At 33.0% G+C, this 21,594-nt stretch carries 21 protein-coding genes; 4 read left to right on the forward strand and 17 right to left on the reverse strand.

All coding sequences use genetic code 11. The annotated features are described in order from the left end of the window. Positions 1–22: 22 nt before the first annotated feature. The 14 genes from ACH2BG_RS08630 to mraZ all read right to left on the reverse strand — a co-directional run bounded on the left by ACH2BG_RS08630 (position 23) and on the right by mraZ (position 14,771). Positions 23–658 (reverse strand): hypothetical protein, encoded by a 636-nt coding sequence (locus ACH2BG_RS08630; RefSeq protein WP_395047288.1) that lies wholly within the window; start codon positions 656–658, stop codon positions 23–25. Positions 659–685: 27 nt separating this feature from the next. Next, entirely contained in the window at positions 686–2,059 is a 1,374-nt protein-coding gene (gene ftsA / locus ACH2BG_RS08635; RefSeq protein ID WP_395047289.1) for a cell division protein FtsA, read from the reverse strand. 8 nt (positions 2,060–2,067) lie between these two features. Further along, positions 2,068–2,790, reverse strand: coding sequence for a cell division protein FtsQ/DivIB (locus tag ACH2BG_RS08640; RefSeq protein WP_395047290.1), 723 nt, complete (start codon positions 2,788–2,790; stop codon positions 2,068–2,070). Beyond that, the gene (gene murC, locus ACH2BG_RS08645) at positions 2,780–4,126 is read right to left on the reverse strand and encodes a UDP-N-acetylmuramate--L-alanine ligase (RefSeq protein ID WP_395047291.1); all 1,347 of its coding nucleotides are present in this window, start codon (positions 4,124–4,126) and stop codon (positions 2,780–2,782) included. The genes ACH2BG_RS08640 and murC overlap by 11 nt, the downstream gene beginning before the upstream one ends. 48 nt (positions 4,127–4,174) lie before the next feature. Continuing rightward, on the reverse strand, positions 4,175–5,269 hold the full coding sequence (gene murG, locus ACH2BG_RS08650) for an undecaprenyldiphospho-muramoylpentapeptide beta-N-acetylglucosaminyltransferase (RefSeq protein WP_395047307.1): 1,095 nt from the start codon (positions 5,267–5,269) through the stop codon (positions 4,175–4,177). A gap of 8 nt (positions 5,270–5,277) precedes the next feature. After that, the gene (locus tag ACH2BG_RS08655) at positions 5,278–6,564 is read right to left on the reverse strand and encodes an FtsW/RodA/SpoVE family cell cycle protein (protein ID WP_395047292.1); all 1,287 of its coding nucleotides are present in this window, start codon (positions 6,562–6,564) and stop codon (positions 5,278–5,280) included. Positions 6,565–6,744: 180 nt separating this feature from the next. Beyond that, the gene (locus tag ACH2BG_RS08660; RefSeq protein ID WP_395047308.1) at positions 6,745–6,966 is read right to left on the reverse strand and encodes a four helix bundle protein; all 222 of its coding nucleotides are present in this window, start codon (positions 6,964–6,966) and stop codon (positions 6,745–6,747) included. A 27-nt stretch (positions 6,967–6,993) separates the two neighbouring features. After that, positions 6,994–8,325, reverse strand: a complete 1,332-nt coding sequence (murD, locus tag ACH2BG_RS08665; protein WP_395047293.1) for a UDP-N-acetylmuramoyl-L-alanine--D-glutamate ligase — start codon at positions 8,323–8,325, stop codon at positions 6,994–6,996. A gap of 1 nt (position 8,326) precedes the next feature. Next, positions 8,327–9,556, reverse strand: a complete 1,230-nt coding sequence (gene mraY / locus ACH2BG_RS08670; protein WP_395047294.1) for a phospho-N-acetylmuramoyl-pentapeptide-transferase — start codon at positions 9,554–9,556, stop codon at positions 8,327–8,329. A 63-nt stretch (positions 9,557–9,619) separates the two neighbouring features. Beyond that, a complete protein-coding gene (locus ACH2BG_RS08675; RefSeq protein WP_395047295.1) occupies positions 9,620–11,080 on the reverse strand; it encodes a UDP-N-acetylmuramoyl-L-alanyl-D-glutamate--2,6-diaminopimelate ligase in 1,461 nt (486 codons plus the stop codon). Beyond that, positions 11,081–13,081: a penicillin-binding protein gene (locus ACH2BG_RS08680; protein ID WP_395047296.1), complete on the reverse strand. Its 2,001-nt coding sequence runs from the start codon at positions 13,079–13,081 to the stop codon at positions 11,081–11,083. It lies immediately after the preceding gene. Next, on the reverse strand, positions 13,072–13,413 hold the full coding sequence (locus tag ACH2BG_RS08685) for an FtsL-like putative cell division protein (protein WP_395047297.1): 342 nt from the start codon (positions 13,411–13,413) through the stop codon (positions 13,072–13,074). Before ACH2BG_RS08685 ends, ACH2BG_RS08680 begins: the two co-directional genes overlap by 10 nt. Before the next feature lies 1 nt (position 13,414). Then, on the reverse strand, positions 13,415–14,323 hold the full coding sequence (gene rsmH, locus ACH2BG_RS08690; protein WP_395047298.1) for a 16S rRNA (cytosine(1402)-N(4))-methyltransferase RsmH: 909 nt from the start codon (positions 14,321–14,323) through the stop codon (positions 13,415–13,417). Next, a complete protein-coding gene (gene mraZ, locus ACH2BG_RS08695) occupies positions 14,298–14,771 on the reverse strand; it encodes a division/cell wall cluster transcriptional repressor MraZ (protein ID WP_395047299.1) in 474 nt (157 codons plus the stop codon). The genes rsmH and mraZ overlap by 26 nt, the downstream gene beginning before the upstream one ends. 236 nt (positions 14,772–15,007) lie before the next feature. Here mraZ and ACH2BG_RS08700 point away from each other — a divergent pair, with 236 nt between their 5' ends. Continuing rightward, positions 15,008–15,772, forward strand: a complete 765-nt coding sequence (locus ACH2BG_RS08700; RefSeq protein WP_395047300.1) for an alpha/beta fold hydrolase — start codon at positions 15,008–15,010, stop codon at positions 15,770–15,772. Between the two features lie 60 nt (positions 15,773–15,832). Continuing rightward, positions 15,833–16,450, forward strand: coding sequence for a ribosome biogenesis GTP-binding protein YihA/YsxC (gene yihA / locus ACH2BG_RS08705; protein ID WP_395047301.1), 618 nt, complete (start codon positions 15,833–15,835; stop codon positions 16,448–16,450). 56 nt (positions 16,451–16,506) lie between these two features. Here yihA and gldC read toward each other — a convergent pair whose 3' ends face one another. Next, a complete protein-coding gene (gene gldC / locus ACH2BG_RS08710) occupies positions 16,507–16,830 on the reverse strand; it encodes a gliding motility protein GldC (RefSeq protein ID WP_395047302.1) in 324 nt (107 codons plus the stop codon). A gap of 39 nt (positions 16,831–16,869) precedes the next feature. Further along, on the reverse strand, positions 16,870–17,826 hold the full coding sequence (gene gldB / locus ACH2BG_RS08715; protein WP_395047303.1) for a gliding motility lipoprotein GldB: 957 nt from the start codon (positions 17,824–17,826) through the stop codon (positions 16,870–16,872). Positions 17,827–17,979: 153 nt separating this feature from the next. Between gldB and nadE the strand changes: the two genes are divergently transcribed. Together nadE and ACH2BG_RS08725 are read left to right on the forward strand one after the other, a co-directional pair. Then, positions 17,980–18,786: an NAD(+) synthase gene (nadE, locus tag ACH2BG_RS08720; RefSeq protein ID WP_395047304.1), complete on the forward strand. Its 807-nt coding sequence runs from the start codon at positions 17,980–17,982 to the stop codon at positions 18,784–18,786. A gap of 89 nt (positions 18,787–18,875) precedes the next feature. Next, positions 18,876–19,505: a LuxR C-terminal-related transcriptional regulator gene (locus ACH2BG_RS08725; RefSeq protein WP_395047305.1), complete on the forward strand. Its 630-nt coding sequence runs from the start codon at positions 18,876–18,878 to the stop codon at positions 19,503–19,505. Here the strand turns inward: ACH2BG_RS08725 and dnaG are convergent. Then, on the reverse strand, positions 19,502–21,493 hold the full coding sequence (dnaG, locus tag ACH2BG_RS08730; protein ID WP_395047306.1) for a DNA primase: 1,992 nt from the start codon (positions 21,491–21,493) through the stop codon (positions 19,502–19,504). The genes ACH2BG_RS08725 and dnaG overlap by 4 nt on opposite strands. Between the last annotated feature and the right edge of the window lie 101 nt (positions 21,494–21,594).

Consider the following 21,594-nt stretch of genomic DNA (forward strand, 5'->3'; position numbering starts at 1 on the left):
TATTTGATATTATTGAATTCCATTATTTTTTGGAATTGTATAATTCAATAACTTCCATAAAATTTTTATATGTATATTCTCTATTGTCTATTTTTGCTGCAATTTCTGTATTGTCTGCAAAATATATCCTTCCGTTTTGTCTAAAAAACATGTTTTCATTTGCATAATTACTATCAACATGAATTAATGACGCCGCTTCTTCTCCTTCTCGAATGCAATAATAATTTACAAACCCAACACCATTGTTTCTTGCAGCATTTGCACTTCCATTATACGAGAATTGATTGTTTGTATAACTACTTATGTATACTGAAACTTTACCTTTCACTACATTAAGCAACAATTTTGGTTCTTTCATTACTTTCACATTCATTTCATTAAAAACCTTCATGTTTATGTATTCAATGGCCGCTCCTCCTCCTTGGTTTGTGGTAAAAACTACTTTACTAATTTTATCTCTTTCGATTTTTTGCTTCCCGTTGGCATTTTTATATTTCAAAGGTTTTCCATCGTCTACAAGCGGAAAATCAATTTCTCCTTGAATCTCAGTATTATCATTTAATATTATAGTAGATTTTTCGACTTTAAACATTACTGGCTGTTGACCATAAAAAGAAGTTGTTAACGTAATAAATAATATTAAAAATATTTTTTTCATTTTGTTTCTTTAAATTATATTATAATTTTATTCAGCGTTGTCTAAAAAATCTTTTATTTTATCTATATACTTATCGAAGAATGATTTGCGAATCATTTTTTCAGTCGTTTTTGATTCTACTTTCGCTTCTTCAATTACTTTTTCTGCTTCTTGTTGGATTTCTACTTGTTCTGCAATGGTTGGCTTTTGAATTAGCACTGGTTCAGGAATAAAATTATCCTGTGGTACCGCACTCACTGTATTGTTACGAATACTATTCATAACCAATCCGACAGCAGTCGCATACAACGGGCTTGATATTTCTTCGCTAGAATTTCCTGCTAAATGCTCATTTGGATATCCTATTCTAGTGTCCATTCCTGTGATATATTCTACTAATTGTTTGATGTGATTCAGTTGTGAACCACCACCAGTTAGTACAATTCCTGCAATTAATTTTTTGCGTGGATCTTCGTGACCATATATTTTAATTTCAGTATAAACTTGCTCAATAATTTCTACCACACGAGCATGAATTATTTTTGATAAATTTTTTAAAGAAATCTCTTTTGGATCTCTTCCTCGTAAACCTGGAATTGAAACAATTTCGTTGTCTTTATCTTCTCCCGGCCAAGCAGAACCAAATTTTGTTTTTAATAATTCAGCTTGTTTTTCGATAATCGAACAGCCTTCTTTTATATCTTCTGTAATTACATTTCCTCCAAAAGGCACTACTGCTGTATGACGAATAATTCCGTCTTTGAAAATGGCTAAATCTGTTGTTCCACCACCAATATCAATCAAAGCAACTCCTGCTTCTTTTTCTTCTTGACTTAAAACTGCATCTGCTGAAGCCAATGGTTCTAACGTTAATCCAGATAAATCTAAACCTGAACTTTTTATACAACGACCTACATTTCTGATAGAAGACGCTTGCCCAACAACTACATGAAAACTACTTTCTAGTCTTCCGCCGTACATTCCGATTGGCTCTTTTATTTCAGATTGCCCATCGATTTTGAATTCTTGTGGCAATACATGAATAATTTCTTCTCCTGGCAACATCGCTAATTTTTGAACTTGATTGATTAAAACATCGATATCAAGTTCGCTAATTACTTCTTCTGGATTGGGTCTTGAAATATAATCGCTGTGTTGAATACTGCGAATATGTTGTCCTGCAATTCCTACTACGACATCTTTTATTTTATAACCCGAATCTGCTTCTGCTAAACTTATTGCTTCTTGTATAGATTGTATGGTTTGCGTGATATTATTTACTACACCACGAGCCACACCGAGGCTTTTAGATTTTCCAACACCTAAAATTTCTAGCTTTCCGTACTCATTTTTCTTACCTATCATAGCCACAATCTTTGTTGTACCTATATCTAGTCCTACTGCTATATTCTCTCTTTCCATACCCATAATTATTTAGTACAAACTACTTGCTTTGTAAACTTCAGATTAATCTTCTTATAAGAATTTATCAAAGTATCTTGTACTGCTTTTTGAAAAAATGCTTTATAGTTGTTAAATTTTCTTTCCATATAAATGGTTCTTCCGAAAATTATATCATAACTATAATCTCTGTTCTTCATAATAACGTTACCATCAGGCAAAATTTTCATTCCGATGATGTTTTTTTTCAAAAAATCATCGTTATAAATTTCTTGCAAAAGCTCAACAAAATTCTTGTCATAACGATTGTTAAAATCACCATAAACAAGTGGAACTCTTGCCGTAAAATTACTCGAAAGTGGCATCTTACCTCCTTTATAATCAACATAAAAGGAAGTGTTTTTGTTAAAAACTCTAGCTATTGGGGTCTTTTGTTTTATAACAGCTTTTAACTTTCCATCGACACTCAAAAAAACCTCCGAATTTTCGATTAGGTTGTGTTTATTGATGGTTTGCTCAACATTTTTCAAATTTACCCTATCTTTTTGGATACTGAAAGTACCACCAAAATTATCTATCAACAAGTTATTAACCATTTCGTGTGTTACAAACGGACTTTCTGAGTTTAAAAATTCGATTGTTGGTTTCGATATTTTTCTGTGTTCATTTCGTTTTGAAGTGAAAGAATACAAAAAAACTACCAAAACAAGAATGGCAATTAATTGGATATTTAAAATTAAATTATTTCTCATCTAATTCTTTTTTAATATTTACAACCATTTCTCCAATATCTCCAGCGCCAATAGTAACAATTACTGTTGCATCTGAATTTTTTAATAACGGAATCAATTCTTCTTTTTGAATTAATTTTTTGTTTTTATTTTCAATTTTATTTAACAACCATTGCGATGTAATGCCTTCCATAGGTAATTCTCTCGCTGGATAAATGTCTAGTAACAAAACTTCATCAAATTGAGATAGGCTTTTAGCAAAATCATCGGCAAAATCTTTTGTTCTACTAAACAAATGCGGCTGAAAAACTGCCAAAACTTTCTGATTAGGATACAACTCACGAACGGCTTGATGTACAGCATTTATTTCCGTTGGATGGTGCGCATAATCATCGATATAAACAAATTCTGGCTTCCTGATTTGGAAAGAAAAACGACGTTTTACACCTTTAAATGTTGCCAATGCTTTAACAATAGATTCGGTTGGGGTTCCGAAAGTTCGAGCCATTGCTAAAGCAAGCAAAGCATTTGTAAGATTGTGTTTTCCAGGTAATCCGAATTTCAAATCTTTTATATTTTCGGTTGGTGTTTTTACATCAAAAACATACCAGCCATTTTCAATTCTTATATTGTGTGCTACAAATTGCGAATCATCGTTTGCACCAACAGTTATACCGTCTAACGGCAAACCATTTATTACAAATAGATTATTTTTATCTTCTACTTTATTGGCAAATTCTTTGAACGAAGCTTTTATCGAAGCATCATCTCCATAAATATCTAAATGATCTGCATCCATCGAAGTGACGCAAGCAATATTTGGGTGTAAATGCAAGAAAGAACGATCAAACTCATCAGCTTCAACCACAGTTACTGTTTTCCCAGAACCAATAAGATTTGAATTGTAATTTTCGACAATTCCGCCAATAAATGCAGTAACATCGGCACCACTTTCGTACAAAATATGTCCTAAAATACTAGACGTTGTGGTTTTTCCGTGTGTTCCTGCTACTGCCAAACAAAAAGTGTCTTTGGTAATTATTCCTAAAACTTCGGCACGTTTTTTTACTTGATAATCTCTTTCTAGGAAATAATTCCATTCCGAATGCGATTTTGGAACAGCTGGCGTGATAATTACCAATGTATTTTCGATGAAATAATCTTTCGGAATTAAATCGATATTGTCTTCAAAATGAATTGCAATTCCACTTTCGATTAATTCTGAAGTTAATGTTGACGGTGTTTTGTCGTAACCAGATACGTTTTTTCCAATAAATTTGAAATAACGAGCCAAAGCACTCATTCCGATGCCTCCGATTCCGATGAAATAGACGTTATGTATTTGGTTTAAGTTCATTTTTTTATTAATTAAAAAATTGAAAGATTGAAAAATTAAAAGATTTTACTATCTGATTAATTTTATAATTTCGTCAACTATATCTTTTGTTGCATTTGGCAAAGCCAATAATTTTATATTTTTACTTAAATCATCTTGTTTTCCTTTGTCTTTTAATAAGGCTTCAAAAACCAAATTAAATTCGGAATCTAATTGAGATTCTTTTAGCAAAATTGCACCATGTTTATCGACAATGGCTTGTGCATTTTTGGTTTGATGGTCTTCAGAGACATTAGGTGATGGAATAAAAATGACTGGTTTTCCTACAATCGCTAATTCTGATACTGATGATGCTCCTGCTCGAGAAATTATAACATCTGCTGCAGCATAAACAAAATCCATTCTGTCGATAAATGACAAAACTTGTACATTTTCTTTGTCTGAAAAATGTTTATAATCCTCAAAATACAATTTGCCACATTGCCAGATGATTTGAACATTTAGCGACAACAACCAATCGATTTCTTTTGCAATTAATTGGTTTATTCTTCTTGCTCCAAGGCTTCCGCCGAGAATTAAAATTGTTTTTTTATTTGGGTCTAATCTAAAATAATCAATTGCTTCATTTCGTTTTTCATCTACCGAAATTAAATCTTGACGAACAGGATTTCCTGTCAGCATCATATTTTCTTTAGGAAAAAATCGTTCCAAATTTTCGTAAGCCACACAAATTTTATTGGCTTTTTTACTCAACAATTTATTGGTAATTCCAGGATAAGAATTTTGCTCTTGAATCACTGTTGCAATTCCCAACATTGACGCTACTTTGAGTACTGCTCCGCTAGCAAAACCTCCAGTTCCTATTACAACATCAGGCTTAAATTGTTTTACGATTCCGAATGACTTAGTTAAACTTGATAACAACTTAACCGGAAACATCGCATTTTGCAAGGTGATTTTTCTTTGAATTCCTGCAATCCACAATCCTTTTATATCATAACCCGCTTGTGGTACTTTTTGCATTTCCATTTTGTCTTTTGCTCCTACAAAAAGAATTTTGCAATCAGGAAAACGAGATTTTAACTCATTAGCAATGGCAATTGCAGGATAAATATGTCCTCCTGTTCCGCCGCCACTTAATATGAATTTTGGATTTGTTTTCATCATTTAACTTATTTATTCAAAACTGCATTCATCGGGTTACTTGTATTGTCTTCAATAGAATAATTTTCTTCCTGAGAATCTTCTGCTAATTGCTTGTCTATTAATTTTTGCAATGCTTCCTCACGTTGCTTTTTTTCGATATTTTCTTCAGTGATTTCTTCTTCTTTTTTGGTGACATTTATTATAATTCCAAGCGCTGCACAAGTCATCCAGATTGATGTTCCTCCGCTACTTATAAGTGGTAGTGTTTGTCCTGTGGTTGGTAATAATTCGACCGCAACACCCATGTTTATGAATGCTTGAAAAATTATAGGGAATCCTAATCCTGCAACTAATAATTTTCCGAATAATGTGGGTGCTTTATATGATGCAATTATAAATCGGATGAATAACATAATGTATAAAAACATGATAGCAAATCCTCCAATTAGCCCAAATTCTTCGATGATGATTGCAAAAATAAAATCGGAGGAAGATTGTGGCAAAAAGTTTTTCTGAATACTTTTTCCTGGACCTAATCCGTAAACACCACCAGTTGCAATGGCTGTTTTTGCTTTTTCTATTTGGTAATCATCTTCATCAGGTTTATCTGATGTAAAATTTTCTATACGGCTTTCCCACGTACCAACTCTACTATTTTTAAAGGCATCAGGAAATACTTTTACCATCAAAATGAAAAACGTTAACGATAAGATTCCAATTCCAACTATTACAGCTATGTTTTTTATAGGATATTTTCCAATAAATGTTAACATTAAAACCATTGAAAATATTAAAGCCGTTGTAGAAAAATTAGACGGTAAGATTAACATTAATGTAAAAAAAACTGGCGCCCATAATTCTAATGCAGATTTAGACAAAGTCATGTCTTCAATCGCTGTTTTAGATAAATATCTGGCAACAAATATTAACAATGATATTGATGCAAAAGCTGATGGCTGGAAGGTGATTCCTAAAAACGGAACTTGTATCCATCGACTGGCATTAGCACCATCAATTATTGTACCTTTTAGCATTGTATAAATTAATAGTAGCCAAGCAAACGGCAACAATAATCTGGATAAGCTTCTAAAATAATGATACGGTACTTTTTGCACTTGATACATAATAACAAAACCCATTATTAGATGTATTAAATGTTTTAGCAAATACACGAATGTATTTCCTGTACCATGATGTAAATAGGCTAAATTACTACTTGCGCTATACACAGGTATAAACGAAAATAATGCCAAAAGCGCCACGAATGACCAAATGACTTTATCTCCTTTTAAGTTATGTAATAGCGTTTTCATAATTTTATTTTAGATTTTAGATATCAGATTTTAGATTTATTTTGAATTAATCCTCATGTTAATCGTTTTTAAAGAACTAACAAAAATTGATGTCAATTCGTTTCCTTCCTTCCAAATAATTTCTGCTTCAGAATTATTTATCCATTTTTTTTCAATAATAATTTCTAACCAAAATAAAGTTTAGTCAGCTTCTTCTAAAACTATATTCATTTTCGCAACAAATTCTTTATCACTTCTTGCTCTACAAACAGCCCTGTAATTAGCTCCAACAGATGTAGCAGATCTTATAATTTGATTTGAACAACTCTTACGGATAGAGAGTTTGGGAGTTTTTCGGCCAAATCTATTATCATCAAAGAAAATTTCTTTGTTCGTAATTTTAATTCTTCGTTTGTCATAAATCTAAAATCTGATATCTAAAATCTAAAATTAAAGATTTTGAACTGCTTGTTTAAACTGTCTTCCTCTGTCTTCATAATTTTCGAACAAATCGAAACTGGCACAAGCTGGAGACAATAAAACTGCATCTCCTTTTTCTGCCATTTTATATGCTTGACGAACTGCTTCGGTCATAGAAGAAACTTCGATTAGTTCATCTACAACATTGCCAAATGCTTCAATTATTTTCTTATTATCTACTCCTAGGCAAATAATTGATTTTACGTTTTTATTTACCAATTCCATCAATTCTGAATAGTCATTTCCTTTATCTACACCTCCTACAATCCAAATGGTTGGCGATGTCATACTATCTAAAGCGTAAAATGTAGCATTTACGTTTGTTGCTTTAGAATCGTTGATGTATTGTACATTCTGAATTTTAAGCACTTTTTCCAAACGATGCTCGACACCTTGAAAATCAGCTAAACTCTCACGTATGGTCGCTTTTCTGATTTTTAATAATTGTGCCACAGAAGTAGCTGCTAAAGCGTTTTTTACGTTGTGTTTTCCTTCGAGTGATAGTTGAGATGTTAGCATAACAAATGGGTCGTTATTGGTATTTATATTTATATTTTTTTCTGTTTCGTAAGCGCCAAATTCAAATTGTTTTGTTAATGAAAATGGAATTAATTTCGCTCTCGTTTTGTTATTTTTTAGCCAATTACTTATGGCTTCGTCATCGGCATCATAAATCAAATAATCATCTTCCGTTTGATTCATTGTGATTCTGAATTTCGATTCTATATATTTTTCATATTTATAATCATATCTGTCTAAATGATCTGGACTAATATTTGTAATTATGGCAATATGTGGCTTGTAATTTTCTATTCCATCCAACTGAAAACTACTTAATTCCAGCACATAAACATCATATTTATCTTCGGAAACTTGCCAAGCAAAGCTTTTACCTATATTTCCTGCTAAACCCACATTCAACCCACCTTGTTTTAGCAAATGATACACCAACATTGTTGTTGTTGTTTTACCATTACTTCCAGTGATTCCTATCGTTGTCGCATTAGTAAACTGTGCCGTAAACTCAATTTCAGAAATAACAGGAATATTTTTTTCTTTCAATTTCTTAACGATTGGCGATTTATCAGGAATTCCTGGACTTTTCATCACCAAATCAGCATTGAGTATTAATTCCTCTGAATGTTGCTCGTCTTCAAACTTAATTTTATTAAGAATTAAGACTTCTTTGTAATTATTTTTTATTTTTCCAAAATCAGAAACAAATACATCATATCCTTTCTTTTTACCAAGAATCGCTGTACCAACACCGCTTTCTCCTCCTCCAAGAATTACTAATCTCATATTATCGTAATTTTAAAGTTACTATTGACACTATAGCCAATAAAATTCCGACAATCCAGAAACGGGTTACGATTTTACTTTCGTGATATCCTTTCTTTTGATAATGATGATGCAAAGGCGACATAAGAAAGATTCTTCGACCTTCGCCAAAACGTTTTTTAGTATATTTAAAATAAAAAACTTGCAAAACCACCGATAAATTTTCGGCAAGAAAAATCCCGCAAATAACTGGAATTAGCATTTCTTTTCGAACTGCAATTGCTAAAACGGCTATAATTCCGCCTATGGTTAAACTTCCTGTATCTCCCATAAATACAGCTGCTGGGTAACTATTATACCACAAAAATCCGACTAACGCTCCTACGAATGCAGCAATAAAAACCGTCATTTCTCCCGAATTTGGGATAAACATAATATTGAGATAATTAGAGAAAATAATATTTCCAGAAACGAATGTGAAAACACCCAAAGCAATAACTGCTATTGCCGAAGTTCCTGCTGCTAAACCATCAATCCCATCGGTTAGATTGGCTCCATTTGAAACCGCAACAATGATAAAAATTACGATTGGAATAAAAATTAGCCAAGCATAATTCTCATAACCATCGCCTGTCCATGCCAATAATTCGGCATAATCGAATTCATTATCCTTAAAAAATGGAATAGTTGTCGCAGTCGATTTTTTATCTAACGAAAGTAAATTTGCTACGTTTTGAGCAGAATTGATTTCGATTTTGTTTTTTGAAATATCCTCACGAATAGTTACATCTTGATGAAAATACAATGTAGCTCCTACGATAATTCCTAATCCAACTTGACCAATTACTTTGAAAATTCCTTTTAATCCTGCTTTGTCTTTTTTGAAAATTTTGATATAATCATCAAGAAATCCAATAGCTCCCATCCAAAGTGTGGTTATAATTAGAAGTATAATGTAAATATTATTCAGTTTTGCTAATAAAAGAACAGGAAGCAAAGTGGAAAATATAATTATTAATCCTCCCATTGTTGGTGTTCCAGCTTTTTGAGTTTGTCCTTCAAGACCTAGCTCTCTGACTGTTTCTCCAACTTGCAAACGACTTAAATAACTAATGACTCTTTTTCCGAAAATAGTCGAAATAAGTAATGACATGATAATCGCTAATGCTGATCTAAATGTGATATATTGAAAAACTCCAGCGCCTGGAAAATCAAAATATTTATCTAAGTATTCGAATAAATAGTATAGCATAGTTTAGTTTATTTGGTTATTCGTTGATTCGGTTAATCTATTAACCGAATCAACGATTGAACTTTATTTATTTAGTTGTTCTAAAATTTCTTTTACAATTTGCATATCATCAAAATCATGACGAACCCCATTTATTTCTTGATAGGTTTCGTGTCCTTTTCCTGCTATTAAAATTATATCGCCTGATTTTGCTAATTGACAAGCGGTTTTTATAGCTTGTTTTCTATCAACAATAGACATGTATTTTTTATAATTAATGGCTGTAATTCCAGCTTCCATTTCGGTAATAATGATCTCAGGATTTTCCGTTCTTGGATTGTCTGATGTTAATATTGCTTTGTCGCTCATTTCAGAAGCGATATTTGCCATGATTGGACGTTTGGTTTTGTCACGATCACCGCCACAACCTACAATGGTTATGAGTTGTTCGTTGCGAGTACGAATATCATTTATAGTGCTTAAGACGTTTTCTAAAGCATCTGGCGTGTGTGCATAATCGACAATTGCCGTGATGTTTTGCTCGGAAACTATAAACTGAAAACGACCAGAAACACTTTCTAATTCTGACAAGAGTCTTAAAACTTCTAGCTTTTCGATTCCTAATTCGATGGCCACGCCGTAAATTGCTAATAAATTATACGCATTGAAAGTTCCGATAAGTCGAACCCAAACTTCTTGTTCGTTTATTTTTAATAGTAATCCGCTTAACTGATTTTCGATAATAATTGCTTTATAATCGGCATACGTTTTTAATGCATAAGACAATTTTCTTGCTTTGGTATTTTGCATCATTACGGCACCATTTTTATCATCTATATTTGATAAAGCAAATGCATTTTTAGGTAAATTATCGAAGAATGATTTCTTCACATCACGATATTCTGCAAATGTTGGGTGATAATCTAAATGATCGTGCGATAAGTTTGTAAAAACGCCACCTACAAATTGTAAACCTTCGGTACGTTTTTGATGAATTCCGTGTGAACTTACTTCCATAAAGCAATATTCGCAACCAGCTTCAGCCATTTTATCTAAAAAATAATTGATAGTTAATGAATCTGGTGTCGTATGTGTTGCTTTATATTCTACTTCATCAACCAAGATTTTTACTGTAGAAAGCAATCCGACTTTGAAACCTGCTTTTTTGAATAATTGATATAATAATGACGCAATTGTTGTTTTTCCATTGGTTCCTGTGATCCCAACTAATTGCAGTTTTCGTGATGGATTATTATAAAAATTTGTTGACAAATATGCCAAAGCGGCATTCGTGTCCTTTACTTTTACGTAAGTGATTGTTGACAATAAATCAGTTGGTAATGTATCACAAATAATCACGGTAGCACCTAACGAAATGGCTTTATCTATAAACTCATGTCCATTTGAAACCGAACCACGAATTGCTACAAAAACATCATTTGATTCTATTTTTCGAGAATCAAAATGAATATTATGCACAGCAACATCGGTTGAACCGTGAACAACTTCGAGAGCGACTTTATATAAAATTTCTTTTAAAAGCATTTATGACAATTCTAAAATTATTGTATTGTTTTTTAATATTGGTTGACCTGCTTGTATCGATTGTTTTTTTACCTTTCCAACTCCGATAGCTTTTACTTTCATTCCTAAATTTTCGAGTAAAGCAACCGCATCCATTCCAGACATACCACGCAAATTAGGTATTGATATTGGTTTTTTATTGACCTTATCATTGTAAGTCAAATAATTTTTGTCTTGAGCTGGATTATTCTTTTTTAGATTTTTTACTACATTAGTTGATGGCACATCAGTAAAAACTTTTTGCGCAATTCGTTTGAAAACTGGACCAGCAACATCGGCTCCGTAATAATTATTTTTTGATGTATTAGGCTTATGAACCACCACAATGCAAGAATATTTAGGATTTTCTGCTGGAAAATACCCCGCAAAAGAAGATGCATAGTACATACTTCCATCGGTTTTATGGTAATCTACTTTTGCAGTTCCCGTTTTACCCGCCATGGAGAAATCTTTAGAATACAACTTTGAACCCGTTCCTCTTTTAACTACATTTTGAAGTACAGCACGCACTTTTTTCAAAGTTTCATCAGAACATATTTTTGGATTAATGATTTGTTTATCAAACTTCTTTATGGTTTTATTCCATTCCTTAACTTCTTGAACAAATAATGGTTTAACCATTTCACCATTGTTTGCAATCGCATTGTATAATGTAAGTGTTTGCAAAGGTGTTACTGAAACATTATATCCAAAGGCCATCCATGGTAAAGTAATTGTCGACCATCCATTTTCTCCTGGTTGTGGAATATAAGCTCTACCTTCTCCTTTAAATGGCAATCCAAGCGGCTTGTTTAATCCTAAATTATTGATTCTATCTACAAACTGCTTTGGATTTTTATTGTAATTTTCATACACTGCTTGTGCCATTACTGTGTTTGACGAAACTTCAAAACCTCTTGCTAAAGATATTTTCCCGTAACCACCTTCGTGAGAATCACGCACTTTTCGTCCTCGATAAGTAACCACACCACCATTGGTATTATATACTTTGCTGGTATCTATTTTTTCATCATCAAGAAGAGCTATCAAATCGACCAGTTTGAATGTAGAACCAGGCTCGTGCGATTCAGCTACTGCATAATTTATGGTTTCATAATAAGAACCGTCCTTGTCTTTTCCTAAATTAGAAATAGCTTTTACAGCACCTGTTTTGGTTTCCATAACCACAACACAACCATGATCGGCATCATATTCGATTAGTTGTTTCAGCAAAGCGTGATGTGCAATGTCTTGTATGTAAACATCTATCGTTGAGACAATATCATAACCATCTTGCGGCTCAACTTCGTTATTATCACGAATGGGTTTCCATTGTCCTTGTGCAATTTTTTGTTTTAAAACTTTACCGTCTTTACCGTTTAGATATTTTCCAAACGCACCTTCTATTCCTACTGGCAATAAATTTCCGTTGTCATCATAACGCTCGTAACCAATTGTTCTTGCTGCAATTTTTCCGATAGGATGTTCACGAACGGTTCTTTGTTCGGTTATCATACCGCCTTTGTTTGGACCAAGATTAAATAATGGAAAATTTTTGACCGTAGCATATTGCGTATAACTCAAATCTTTAGCCAAAAGAAAATATCTGTTTTTATTGGCTCTAGCTTTTCTGAAATCATTCAAATAAGTACTAGAAGATTTTTTTAGTAAAACGGAAAGTGAGTCCGATAAATCTTTAATATAAGAATCAAAATTTTCTTTGCTTGGCGCTAAAGCATCAAAACGAATTGTATATTTAGGAATTGAGGTTGCAAGCAAACTTCCGTCGGAAGAATATACATTACCACGATTTGCAGGAATTATAAAATTTTTGATAGATCTTTCTTTGGCTAATTTTCGATAATAAGCACCTTCAACCCACTGTATATTAGTGAGTTTTACACCTACGGCCGTTACCATAATTAGAATAACTAAAGCAATTACGTATATACGTTTTAAAATATTTCTATCTTCTATTGCCATAATTTATACCAAGGAGTTATTTCTTTGATTACTTTTATTTTTTTTGGTGGTACCGATGATGGTAAAATTCCTTTATCAAACATTTTTTCGGCCACAGTCGATTCCATTTTTATTTTCATTAATTCCGAACGTCTGTCTACAAACTCCGAACGCAATTCTTTTACATCATCTGTTAAATCGGCAATTTTGAAAATCTTTTTCTCGTAACTATGTGTGTTTGCAATCATGATTATAGCCATTAAAAGCAGAAATACAATGAAACGCCAGTTTTTTGTAGCGTCTTCATTGACAAGAAATCTTGCTTTTAATATGTTATAAATATTACCTTTCATTTTACTTTTTTTCTGCAATTCGAAGTTTTGCACTTCGAGCACGATTGTTTATTTTAATTTCCTCGTTTGACGGAATAATCATTTTTCCAATTAATTTGAAAGGAACTTCGAATCGTCCGAAGAAATCTTTTTCAGGTTCACCTTCAAACAATCCGTTTTTCATAAATCTTTTTACCAATCGGTCTTCTAGTGAATGATAAGAAATAACGCTTAACCTTCCGCCTTCGCCCAAAACTTCTAGTGATTGTTCTAAAAATTCTCTCAAAACATCCATTTCTTGATTTACTTCGATACGGATAGATTGGTATATTTGAGCCAAAATTTTATGCGCTTTATTATTAGGTAAAAATCTAGCCAAAACTTGTTTTAAATCTTCAGTATTTACTATTTTCTCTTTTTCACGAGCTTCAATAATTGCTCGAGCAATCGCCAAAGCATTTCCTAATTCTCCGAACTCTGAAAAAATACGTCTTAGGTTTGTTTCGTCATATTCATTAACAACATTAAAAGCTGTTAAATCATTTTTTTTACTCATTCTCATATCCAATTCGGCATCAAAACGAGTAGAAAAACCTCTTTCAGGAACGTCAAACTGATGAGAAGAAACACCTAAATCGGCAAGAATTCCGTCTACTTTTTTAATTCCGTTAAAACGTAAGAATCTTTTTATATATCTGAAATTTTCTTGTATTAATGTAAATCTTTCATCTGGCAAAGCATTTTTCCAAGCATCTTCATCTTGGTCGAAACCAAATAATTTTCCTTCAGGACCAAGACGTGACAGGATTTCTTTCGAATGTCCGCCACCACCAAAAGTCACATCTACATACACTCCGTCTGGCTTAATATTTAAACCATCGACCGTTTCTTTTAGCAAAACTGGATTATGATATTCCATTGTCATCGTCATTTACGTTACCCATTACTTCCTCTGCCAAATCTGCAAAATCTCCAACCGAATCATCAATCGCTTTTTCATATAAATCTTTGTCCCAGATTTCAATAATATTCACCGCAGATGACAATACAATATCTTTTGAAACCGAAGCAAAAACCGCTAAATCTTTCGGGATTAATAATCTCCCCGTTGCATCAATTTCGACAACACGAACTCCAGCAGTAAAACGACGAATAAAATCGTTGTTCTTTTTTACAAATCGATTCAGTTTGTTAATTTTTTGCATCATCAAATTCCATTCTTGCATTGGATATAATTCCAAACATTGCTGAAAAACAGAACGCTTTAAAACAAAACCTTCTTTCAAAGACTCGCTTAGCTGCTTCTTCAAAGGATTAGGCATCATGAGCCTTCCTTTAGAATCGACCTTACATTCGTATGTTCCTACAATGGTGTTCAAGTAGTTATGATTTTATATGATTGTTAGCAAATATAAATAATTATTTACCACCTTTTACCACAAAATACCACTTTGTTGATAAGTTTTATCTTTTTTGACGTTAAACAAATGCAAAATCAAGAAGAATCAATATTTACGACTTATTAACAAAAAAATGATGTTATAAAAAAAGACAGGATTTATATTTCGTATTTTAGCCCTATATTTGCAACTATTTAAAGACAAAACGATTGACTGTGGATAACTTAAAGAGAGAAGGTAAGTACGAATATTTTGAGGCTGGAGAAGGAACTCCAATTATTATTCTGCATGGATTAATGGGCGGGTTGAGTAATTTTGATGGTGTTGCTAATTATTTTCCTGCAAAAGGTTATAAAGTTGTTATACCACAACTGCCTTTATACACACAAAACATACTAAAAACCAACGTAAAATCATTCTCGAAATATGTTAAAGATTTTATCACATACAAAGGTTTCGACAGAGTAATTCTTGTAGGAAATTCATTGGGCGGACATATTGCTTTGTACTTTACAAAAATGTATCCAGAACGCGTTTCTGGACTTGTAATTACAGGAAGTTCAGGTCTTTACGAAAGCGCCATGGGAGATAGTTATCCAAGAAGAGGTGATTACGATTACATTCAAAAGAAAGCTGAAGATGTGTTTTATGATCCAAAAGTTGCAACCAAAGAAATTGTGGATGAAGTTTATGCTGTGGCAAACGACCGAATCAAACTAATAAAAACCTTGACTATTGCTAAAAGTGCCATTCGTCATAATATGGCAAAAGATTTGCCAAAAATGCACGTTCCAACAGGAATTATTTGGGGCAGAAATGACAAAGTTACTCCTCCAGATGTTGCCGAAGAATTTCATAAATTATTACCCAATTCGACCTTATACTGGATTGAAAAATGTGGTCACGCAGCAATGATGGAACATCCAGACGAGTTTAACCGTTTGCTTGATGAGTGGCTGACTACAAAAGCTGAGCATTAAAAACTGACTTCGTCTTTAAAAAATAATTATACCGCTATATTTTAGCGTAAAACATATTAAATGAAAATTAATACCGCCGAATTTATTATAAGCAATTCTATCGTGAGTTTGTGTCCGCAAGAACGCTTGCCAGAATATGCTTTTATTGGACGATCTAACGTTGGAAAATCATCGTTAATAAACATGCTGACCAATCACAAAAGTTTAGCTAAAACCTCTGGAAGACCAGGAAAAACACAATTAATAAATCATTTTAAAATAAACAACAACTGGTTTCTTGTGGATTTACCAGGCTATGGTTACGCCAAGGTTTCTAAAAAAACAAAAGAAGTATTTCAGCAATTTATCACCGATTATTTCGAAAAAAGAGAACAGCTCGTTTGCGCTTTTGTACTAATAGATATTCGCCACGAGGCACAAAAAATAGATTTAGAATTTATCACTTATCTTGGCGAAATCGAATTGCCTTTTTGTATTGTTTTTACTAAAGCAGACAAAATTAGCAAAGGAAAAGTAGACCAACATGTTGCTGCTTATCGCAAAGCTTTACTTGCTAATAATTGGGCAGAAATGCCACATCATTTTGTAACTTCCGCAACGGAACACACCGGAAAAGAAGGTCTTTTAAGTTATATAGACGAAGTAAATCAAGAGATTTTTAAAGAAAATGGATTTTAAATAAATCAAAAGATATTTTAAATAAAAAAGGTTAGCCATAGGCTAACCTTTTTTATTTACTTTTTCAACTCTAGCTTCTCAGCAAAATATTCGCAAAAATCTTTCATGGTATCGGTCATTTTTTCGTCGCCAGTAGCACGGTGAAAAGTATCAGCCATTGCAACTAATGTTTGATGAAAAAATACTTTCATCTCATCGACAGGCATGTCTTTTGTCCATAAATCAATTCGCATTGTTTCTTGGGCTTTGTTATCCCAAATAGAAAGCATAATAGCTTTTGTTTCCTCAGTTTCTACACCACCATCTTGTGCTGACCAATGCAGTTTTTCAGGAACACGATTTTCGTCTAGTTGTATGTTAAATTTTATTTCAGAAGTCATTTTTTTGATTTTTATATTTCTAATAAGAAAGTTCGTGATTTATTTCTTCGGTTTGTATTTAGATTTTTGAAAAATATCTTTAGCATCCATAAGCAACATTTGCTGCATTGGGATATCATTATTTTCCATAAACGAGCGTACGATTTGCAAACCAAACCACGCTCCTAATCTTCCTGGAGTTTCGTTGTCTGATGATAATCCAAATTTAGAAAATGGCGCTGGACTTATAAAACGTTGAGATAATTTAGGATCTGTATCATACAATAATTTTTCTTCGATGAAGAATCTCCACATGTTAGCTTCATTATCTTGACAATATTTAAGCTGTTCTGGCGTGTAGCAAATCTTGTCTTCGTCTGTATATTCTGGCAACAAAACATCATTTAAATACAATTGTTTTCCTGAATATATCATAAGCGATAGCAAATCCTTTGTAACGGGAGGTTTTACTTTTGCTCTAGAAAAACTCTCTACAATGTCTGGTAATATCTGTGAAGGCTCGAAAGTTTGCTTCATATAATTTGGGAATTCGTAAAATTTGTGGTTTTTACCCAAATATAATTCTAACGAAATAATTAATGCTTTTTCGGTATAAATCACTTTATAATCTGTATCCATTTCCTGAATTACTGTATATACTTTTGGAATTTGTGTTTTTGGATAATAGTATTTGATATAACGAAACAAATCCTCTATTTCGGCTGTTTCTTTATCGAAATTACCATAACGTTTTTGCACCTCAGCATATAGTTCTCTCCAAAGTGGATTTTGCATCTTGTTTACCAAAACCGAATCTGATATTGATGGCGGGAAAAACTCTGGATATTGTACTTTTAGTTTTGGCAATTCGCTTGAAGGTGTTTCAAAAAAAGCTTTGTCGTAGCGATCTACTGTTATATTTACTGAAATTTCCTCTGCTTTTTCTTGAATTTTACTTTTTTGAGTACACGAAACAATTGCAAATAGGAATAGAACGAGTATTAAATATTTTCTCATAAACATGATTTTTTTAGCCCTGATGTCCAATTACTCACGTAATTACCTTTTTCTTTTTAAAGGAAAAAGAAAAAGATATAGCGAACAGCGGGAATAGCTCCTTAATATTATTATTTTTGCAAATATACATTCGTTTTTAAAACAAAAGTTGTCATGCAAAAAAATAGTACCATAAATTGTGAAAAAGTTAACGAACATATTGTAAACTGGCTTAAAACCTATGCACAAAATGCCAAAGGAAATGGTTTTGTTATAGGAATTTCGGGCGGAATAGATTCGGCAGTTACCTCAACTTTATGCGCACAAACTGGACTAAACGTTTTGTGTGTCGAAATGCCTATACACCAAGCGCAAAGTCATGTAAACAGAGCACAAGAGCATATTACTCAGCTTAAAAAATGTTTTACAAACGTGACTCATACTCGTGTAGATTTGACTCCTGTTTTTGAGAGTTTTAAGGCCGAAGTTCCTTCTTCGGACAATGAAGCCAAACTAAATTTATCGCTTGCCAACACTAGAGCGAGATTGCGTATGACGAGTTTGTATTATTTGGCTGGAATTCACGGATTATTAGTGGCTGGAACGGGAAATAAAGTAGAAGATTTTGGTGTTGGTTTTTTTACCAAATATGGAGATGGCGGGGTAGACTTGAGCCCCATTGCCGATTTGATGAAAAGTGATGTTCGTGCACTTGCTGCTTATCTTAATGTTCCTGAATCTATACAAAAAGCAGCACCGACTGATGGATTATTTGGAGATGACCGAAGCGACGAAGACCAACTTGGCGCTAGTTATACCGAATTAGAATGGGCTATGATTGCGTTAGAAAACGGCAAAAACACTAATGATTTCAACGGTCGTCAGAAAGTAGTCTTTGAAATTTACAAACGATTAAACACAATTAATCAGCACAAAATGAACCCAATTCCTGTTTGTTTAATTCCTGAAATTTATAAGTAATTTATTACTTGATTACCAATTGTTTATAAAAATATTCCGTATCTTTACTATACATTCGTTTTTAGTCTAACTATTTAAACTTTAAAGTCATGGTAAAAATAGGTCTTGCAGACAATCACCCTGTTGTACATTACGGTATTCGAGCTTACTACAAAGAACATGCTGATGTTTCTCTAGTAGGAATTGTTGATAATTTTGAAATGGTATCGGAGATGCTAAAACGAAAGGAAATTGATGTCTTACTTTTGGATTTAGAACTCGAAGGTCTTTCGAGTATAAACCTAATTAAGAATTTACTAAAAGATTTTCCTAAGGTAAAAATTATCTTGTTTTCTAACTTAAACGAGCAAATTTATGCACCAAACGCTATAAAAGCTGGTGTTTTTGCCTTTGTACAAAAAACCGAAAAATTAGATGTTTTAACTTCTACAATTATAAAAGTAAATCGTGGTGCAATTATTTTTAGTGATGCTGTAAAGAAAAATATGGCGTTAATTTCTAAACAAGCTAAATCTGAAAGATTGTATAGAAAATTATCATCTCGCGAAATCGAGGTTTTGCGTTATCTGAGTAACGGGAAGAAAAATAAAGAAGTTGCTCAAGCTTTGAATCTTAATGAAAAAACGATAAGCACATATAAATTAAGACTTTTGGCAAAGTTGAATGTTACAAATTTAGTCGATTTAGTAAATAAAGCTAAAACTTTGGAGATTGTTTAGCTGTAACGCGACATAACTCGCCCTAACTTGTTAGAAAAATTATTTACTAATTTAGAGTAATCCATTGCCATAGATAGATTTTCGGAGTTATCTGATTCTATTTCTTTGGATAAGTTTGATTTTATTTCTTCGATGATTTTATTAACTAAAAACCAACGCAAAGTAAGTATTGTTTCCGATACATATTGGCTAATTGTTTCTCCTTTTTGCTTTACATAAATTTGTTGGGCCTCCCAGTTGTGCAAAGTAACTTTCTCATCATCCATAAGGATTGTGGTAACTTCTTGTGCTAATTCTGGCGAAAGTCTCATGAGATATTGCTCGATTTCGAAGTTCTCATTCTCATTAAAATAAGAAATCAAATCGTTGTATATATCTTTAAATATTGGTGTTCCCAACTCGACCTCATCTTCTTGAAGACTTAAATAAATACGTTGAAAAACTTTGCATTTATTTACTTCTTTTATCTCTAATAACTCGCCTTCTTCATTTGCTTTGAAAACAAAATCTTCAAAATCTTCTTCTACATTTCCGTAAAGCAAAAGGATTTCGATAATTTTAAGTTCCAATTCATACAATACATCAACTTTTGCATTAACCGCAATATTTTCGTTTTTATGAACTTCGAATGCTTTTTGTCCCGAAGCTTCGGGATTTTTTTGCTTTTTTCCAGCATCGGAAATGTCTTTTTTAACCAGTTGTGCCAAAGTATTAAACAAAACTTCTTCGGAAATATCCATAATTCGAGAACATTCTTGTATGTATATTTCTCGCTTTATTCTGTCTGGAATTTTCGAAATACTATTTACCATATCACGAATGAGCTCTGCTTTCTTGATAGGATCATTCTTGGCGTCTTTCATCAATAAGGAAGCTTTGAATTGAATAAAATCCATCGCATTGTTTTCGAAATACAACAAAAGCTCGTCGAGTGGTGTTTTTCGGGCAAAACTATCGGGATCATCTCCTTCTGGAAAAGTACAAACCTTAACATTCATACCCTCTTCAAGGATTAAATCGATTCCTCGAATAGATGCGCGAAGTCCTGCGGCATCGCCATCAAAAAGCACAGTAATATTCTTTGTTAATCGATTTATTAATCGGATTTGATCTGGTGTAAGTGCAGTTCCAGAAGACGAAACTACATTTTCTATTCCGGCTTGTTGCATCTGAATTACATCGGTATAACCTTCGCACAAAAAGCAATTATCTAGTTTTGCTATGGATTGTTTTGCATGGTAAATTCCGTACAAAACTTTACTTTTATGATATATTTCGCTTTCGGGCGAGTTCAAATATTTTGCCGCTTTTTTATCATTAGTCAAAATACGTCCGCCAAAACCCAAAACCCGACCAGACATACTTTGTATTGGAAACATAACACGCCCTTTGAAACGATCGAAATGCTTGCCGTCATCTCGGAGAATGGTTAATCCAACTTTGTCTAAATAATCTAGCTTATAACCTTGTCCTAATCCTTCTTTTGTAAATGCGTCCCATGCTTCGGGCGAATAACCTAGCCCAAATTTTTTGATGGTATCGTTTGTAAATCCTCTTTCTTTGAAGTACGAAAGTCCTACTGATTTACCCTCATCGGTATTCATCATCGTGTTTTGAAAAAACTTTGCTGCAAATTCCGAAACGAGATACATACTTTCTTTTTCACCTGCTTGTTCTTTTTCCTCTTGCGATTGTTCAGTTTCTTCAATTTCGATATTGTATTTCTTTGCCAAATATCTGATGGCCTCTGGATACGAAAAATGTTCGTGTTCCATAATGAATGCTATCGCGTTTCCGCCTTTTCCGGAACTAAAATCTTTCCAAATCCCTTTTGCTGGCGACACCATAAATGACGGCGAACGCTCGTCTGAAAACGGAGACAATCCCTTGTAATTACTTCCTGCTCGTTTTAGTTGCACAAAATCGCCAATGACCTCCTCTACTCGAGCAGTTTCGTAAACAGTATCTATCGTGGCTTTTGAAATCAATTTATATAAGGTTCAAAGTTGCAAAGTGCCAAAGATACAAAGTTAAAATTGTATTTTTAGATTGTTTTATTTTTAGAAAATAAAAAAGCGCTTCATTTCTG

This window comes from Flavobacterium sp. (genome assembly GCF_043779715.1).
Classification (GTDB): domain Bacteria; phylum Bacteroidota; class Bacteroidia; order Flavobacteriales; family Flavobacteriaceae; genus Flavobacterium.

Bases quoted from the DNA above. Each gene is read 5' to 3' on its own strand.
- ACH2BG_RS08630 (WP_395047288.1), bottom strand. From the start codon at position 658: ATGAAAAAAATATTTTTAATATTATTTATTACGTTAACAACTTCTTTT.
- ftsA (WP_395047289.1), bottom strand. From the start codon at position 2,059: ATGGAAAGAGAGAATATAGCAGTAGGACTAGATATAGGTACAACAAAG.
- ACH2BG_RS08640 (WP_395047290.1), bottom strand. From the start codon at position 2,790: ATGAGAAATAATTTAATTTTAAATATCCAATTAATTGCCATTCTTGTT.
- murC (WP_395047291.1), bottom strand. From the start codon at position 4,126: ATGAACTTAAACCAAATACATAACGTCTATTTCATCGGAATCGGAGGC.
- murG (WP_395047307.1), bottom strand. From the start codon at position 5,269: ATGAAAACAAATCCAAAATTCATATTAAGTGGCGGCGGAACAGGAGGA.
- ACH2BG_RS08655 (WP_395047292.1), bottom strand. From the start codon at position 6,564: ATGAAAACGCTATTACATAACTTAAAAGGAGATAAAGTCATTTGGTCA.
- murD (WP_395047293.1), bottom strand. From the start codon at position 8,325: ATGAGATTAGTAATTCTTGGAGGAGGAGAAAGCGGTGTTGGTACAGCG.
- mraY (WP_395047294.1), bottom strand. From the start codon at position 9,556: ATGCTATACTATTTATTCGAATACTTAGATAAATATTTTGATTTTCCA.
- ACH2BG_RS08675 (WP_395047295.1), bottom strand. From the start codon at position 11,080: ATGCTTTTAAAAGAAATTTTATATAAAGTCGCTCTCGAAGTTGTTCAC.
- ACH2BG_RS08680 (WP_395047296.1), bottom strand. From the start codon at position 13,081: ATGGCAATAGAAGATAGAAATATTTTAAAACGTATATACGTAATTGCT.
- ACH2BG_RS08685 (WP_395047297.1), bottom strand. From the start codon at position 13,413: ATGAAAGGTAATATTTATAACATATTAAAAGCAAGATTTCTTGTCAAT.
- rsmH (WP_395047298.1), bottom strand. From the start codon at position 14,323: ATGACGATGACAATGGAATATCATAATCCAGTTTTGCTAAAAGAAACG.
- yihA (WP_395047301.1), top strand. From the start codon at position 15,833: ATGAAAATTAATACCGCCGAATTTATTATAAGCAATTCTATCGTGAGT.
- gldC (WP_395047302.1), bottom strand. From the start codon at position 16,830: ATGACTTCTGAAATAAAATTTAACATACAACTAGACGAAAATCGTGTT.
- gldB (WP_395047303.1), bottom strand. From the start codon at position 17,826: ATGAGAAAATATTTAATACTCGTTCTATTCCTATTTGCAATTGTTTCG.
- nadE (WP_395047304.1), top strand. From the start codon at position 17,980: ATGCAAAAAAATAGTACCATAAATTGTGAAAAAGTTAACGAACATATT.
- ACH2BG_RS08725 (WP_395047305.1), top strand. From the start codon at position 18,876: ATGGTAAAAATAGGTCTTGCAGACAATCACCCTGTTGTACATTACGGT.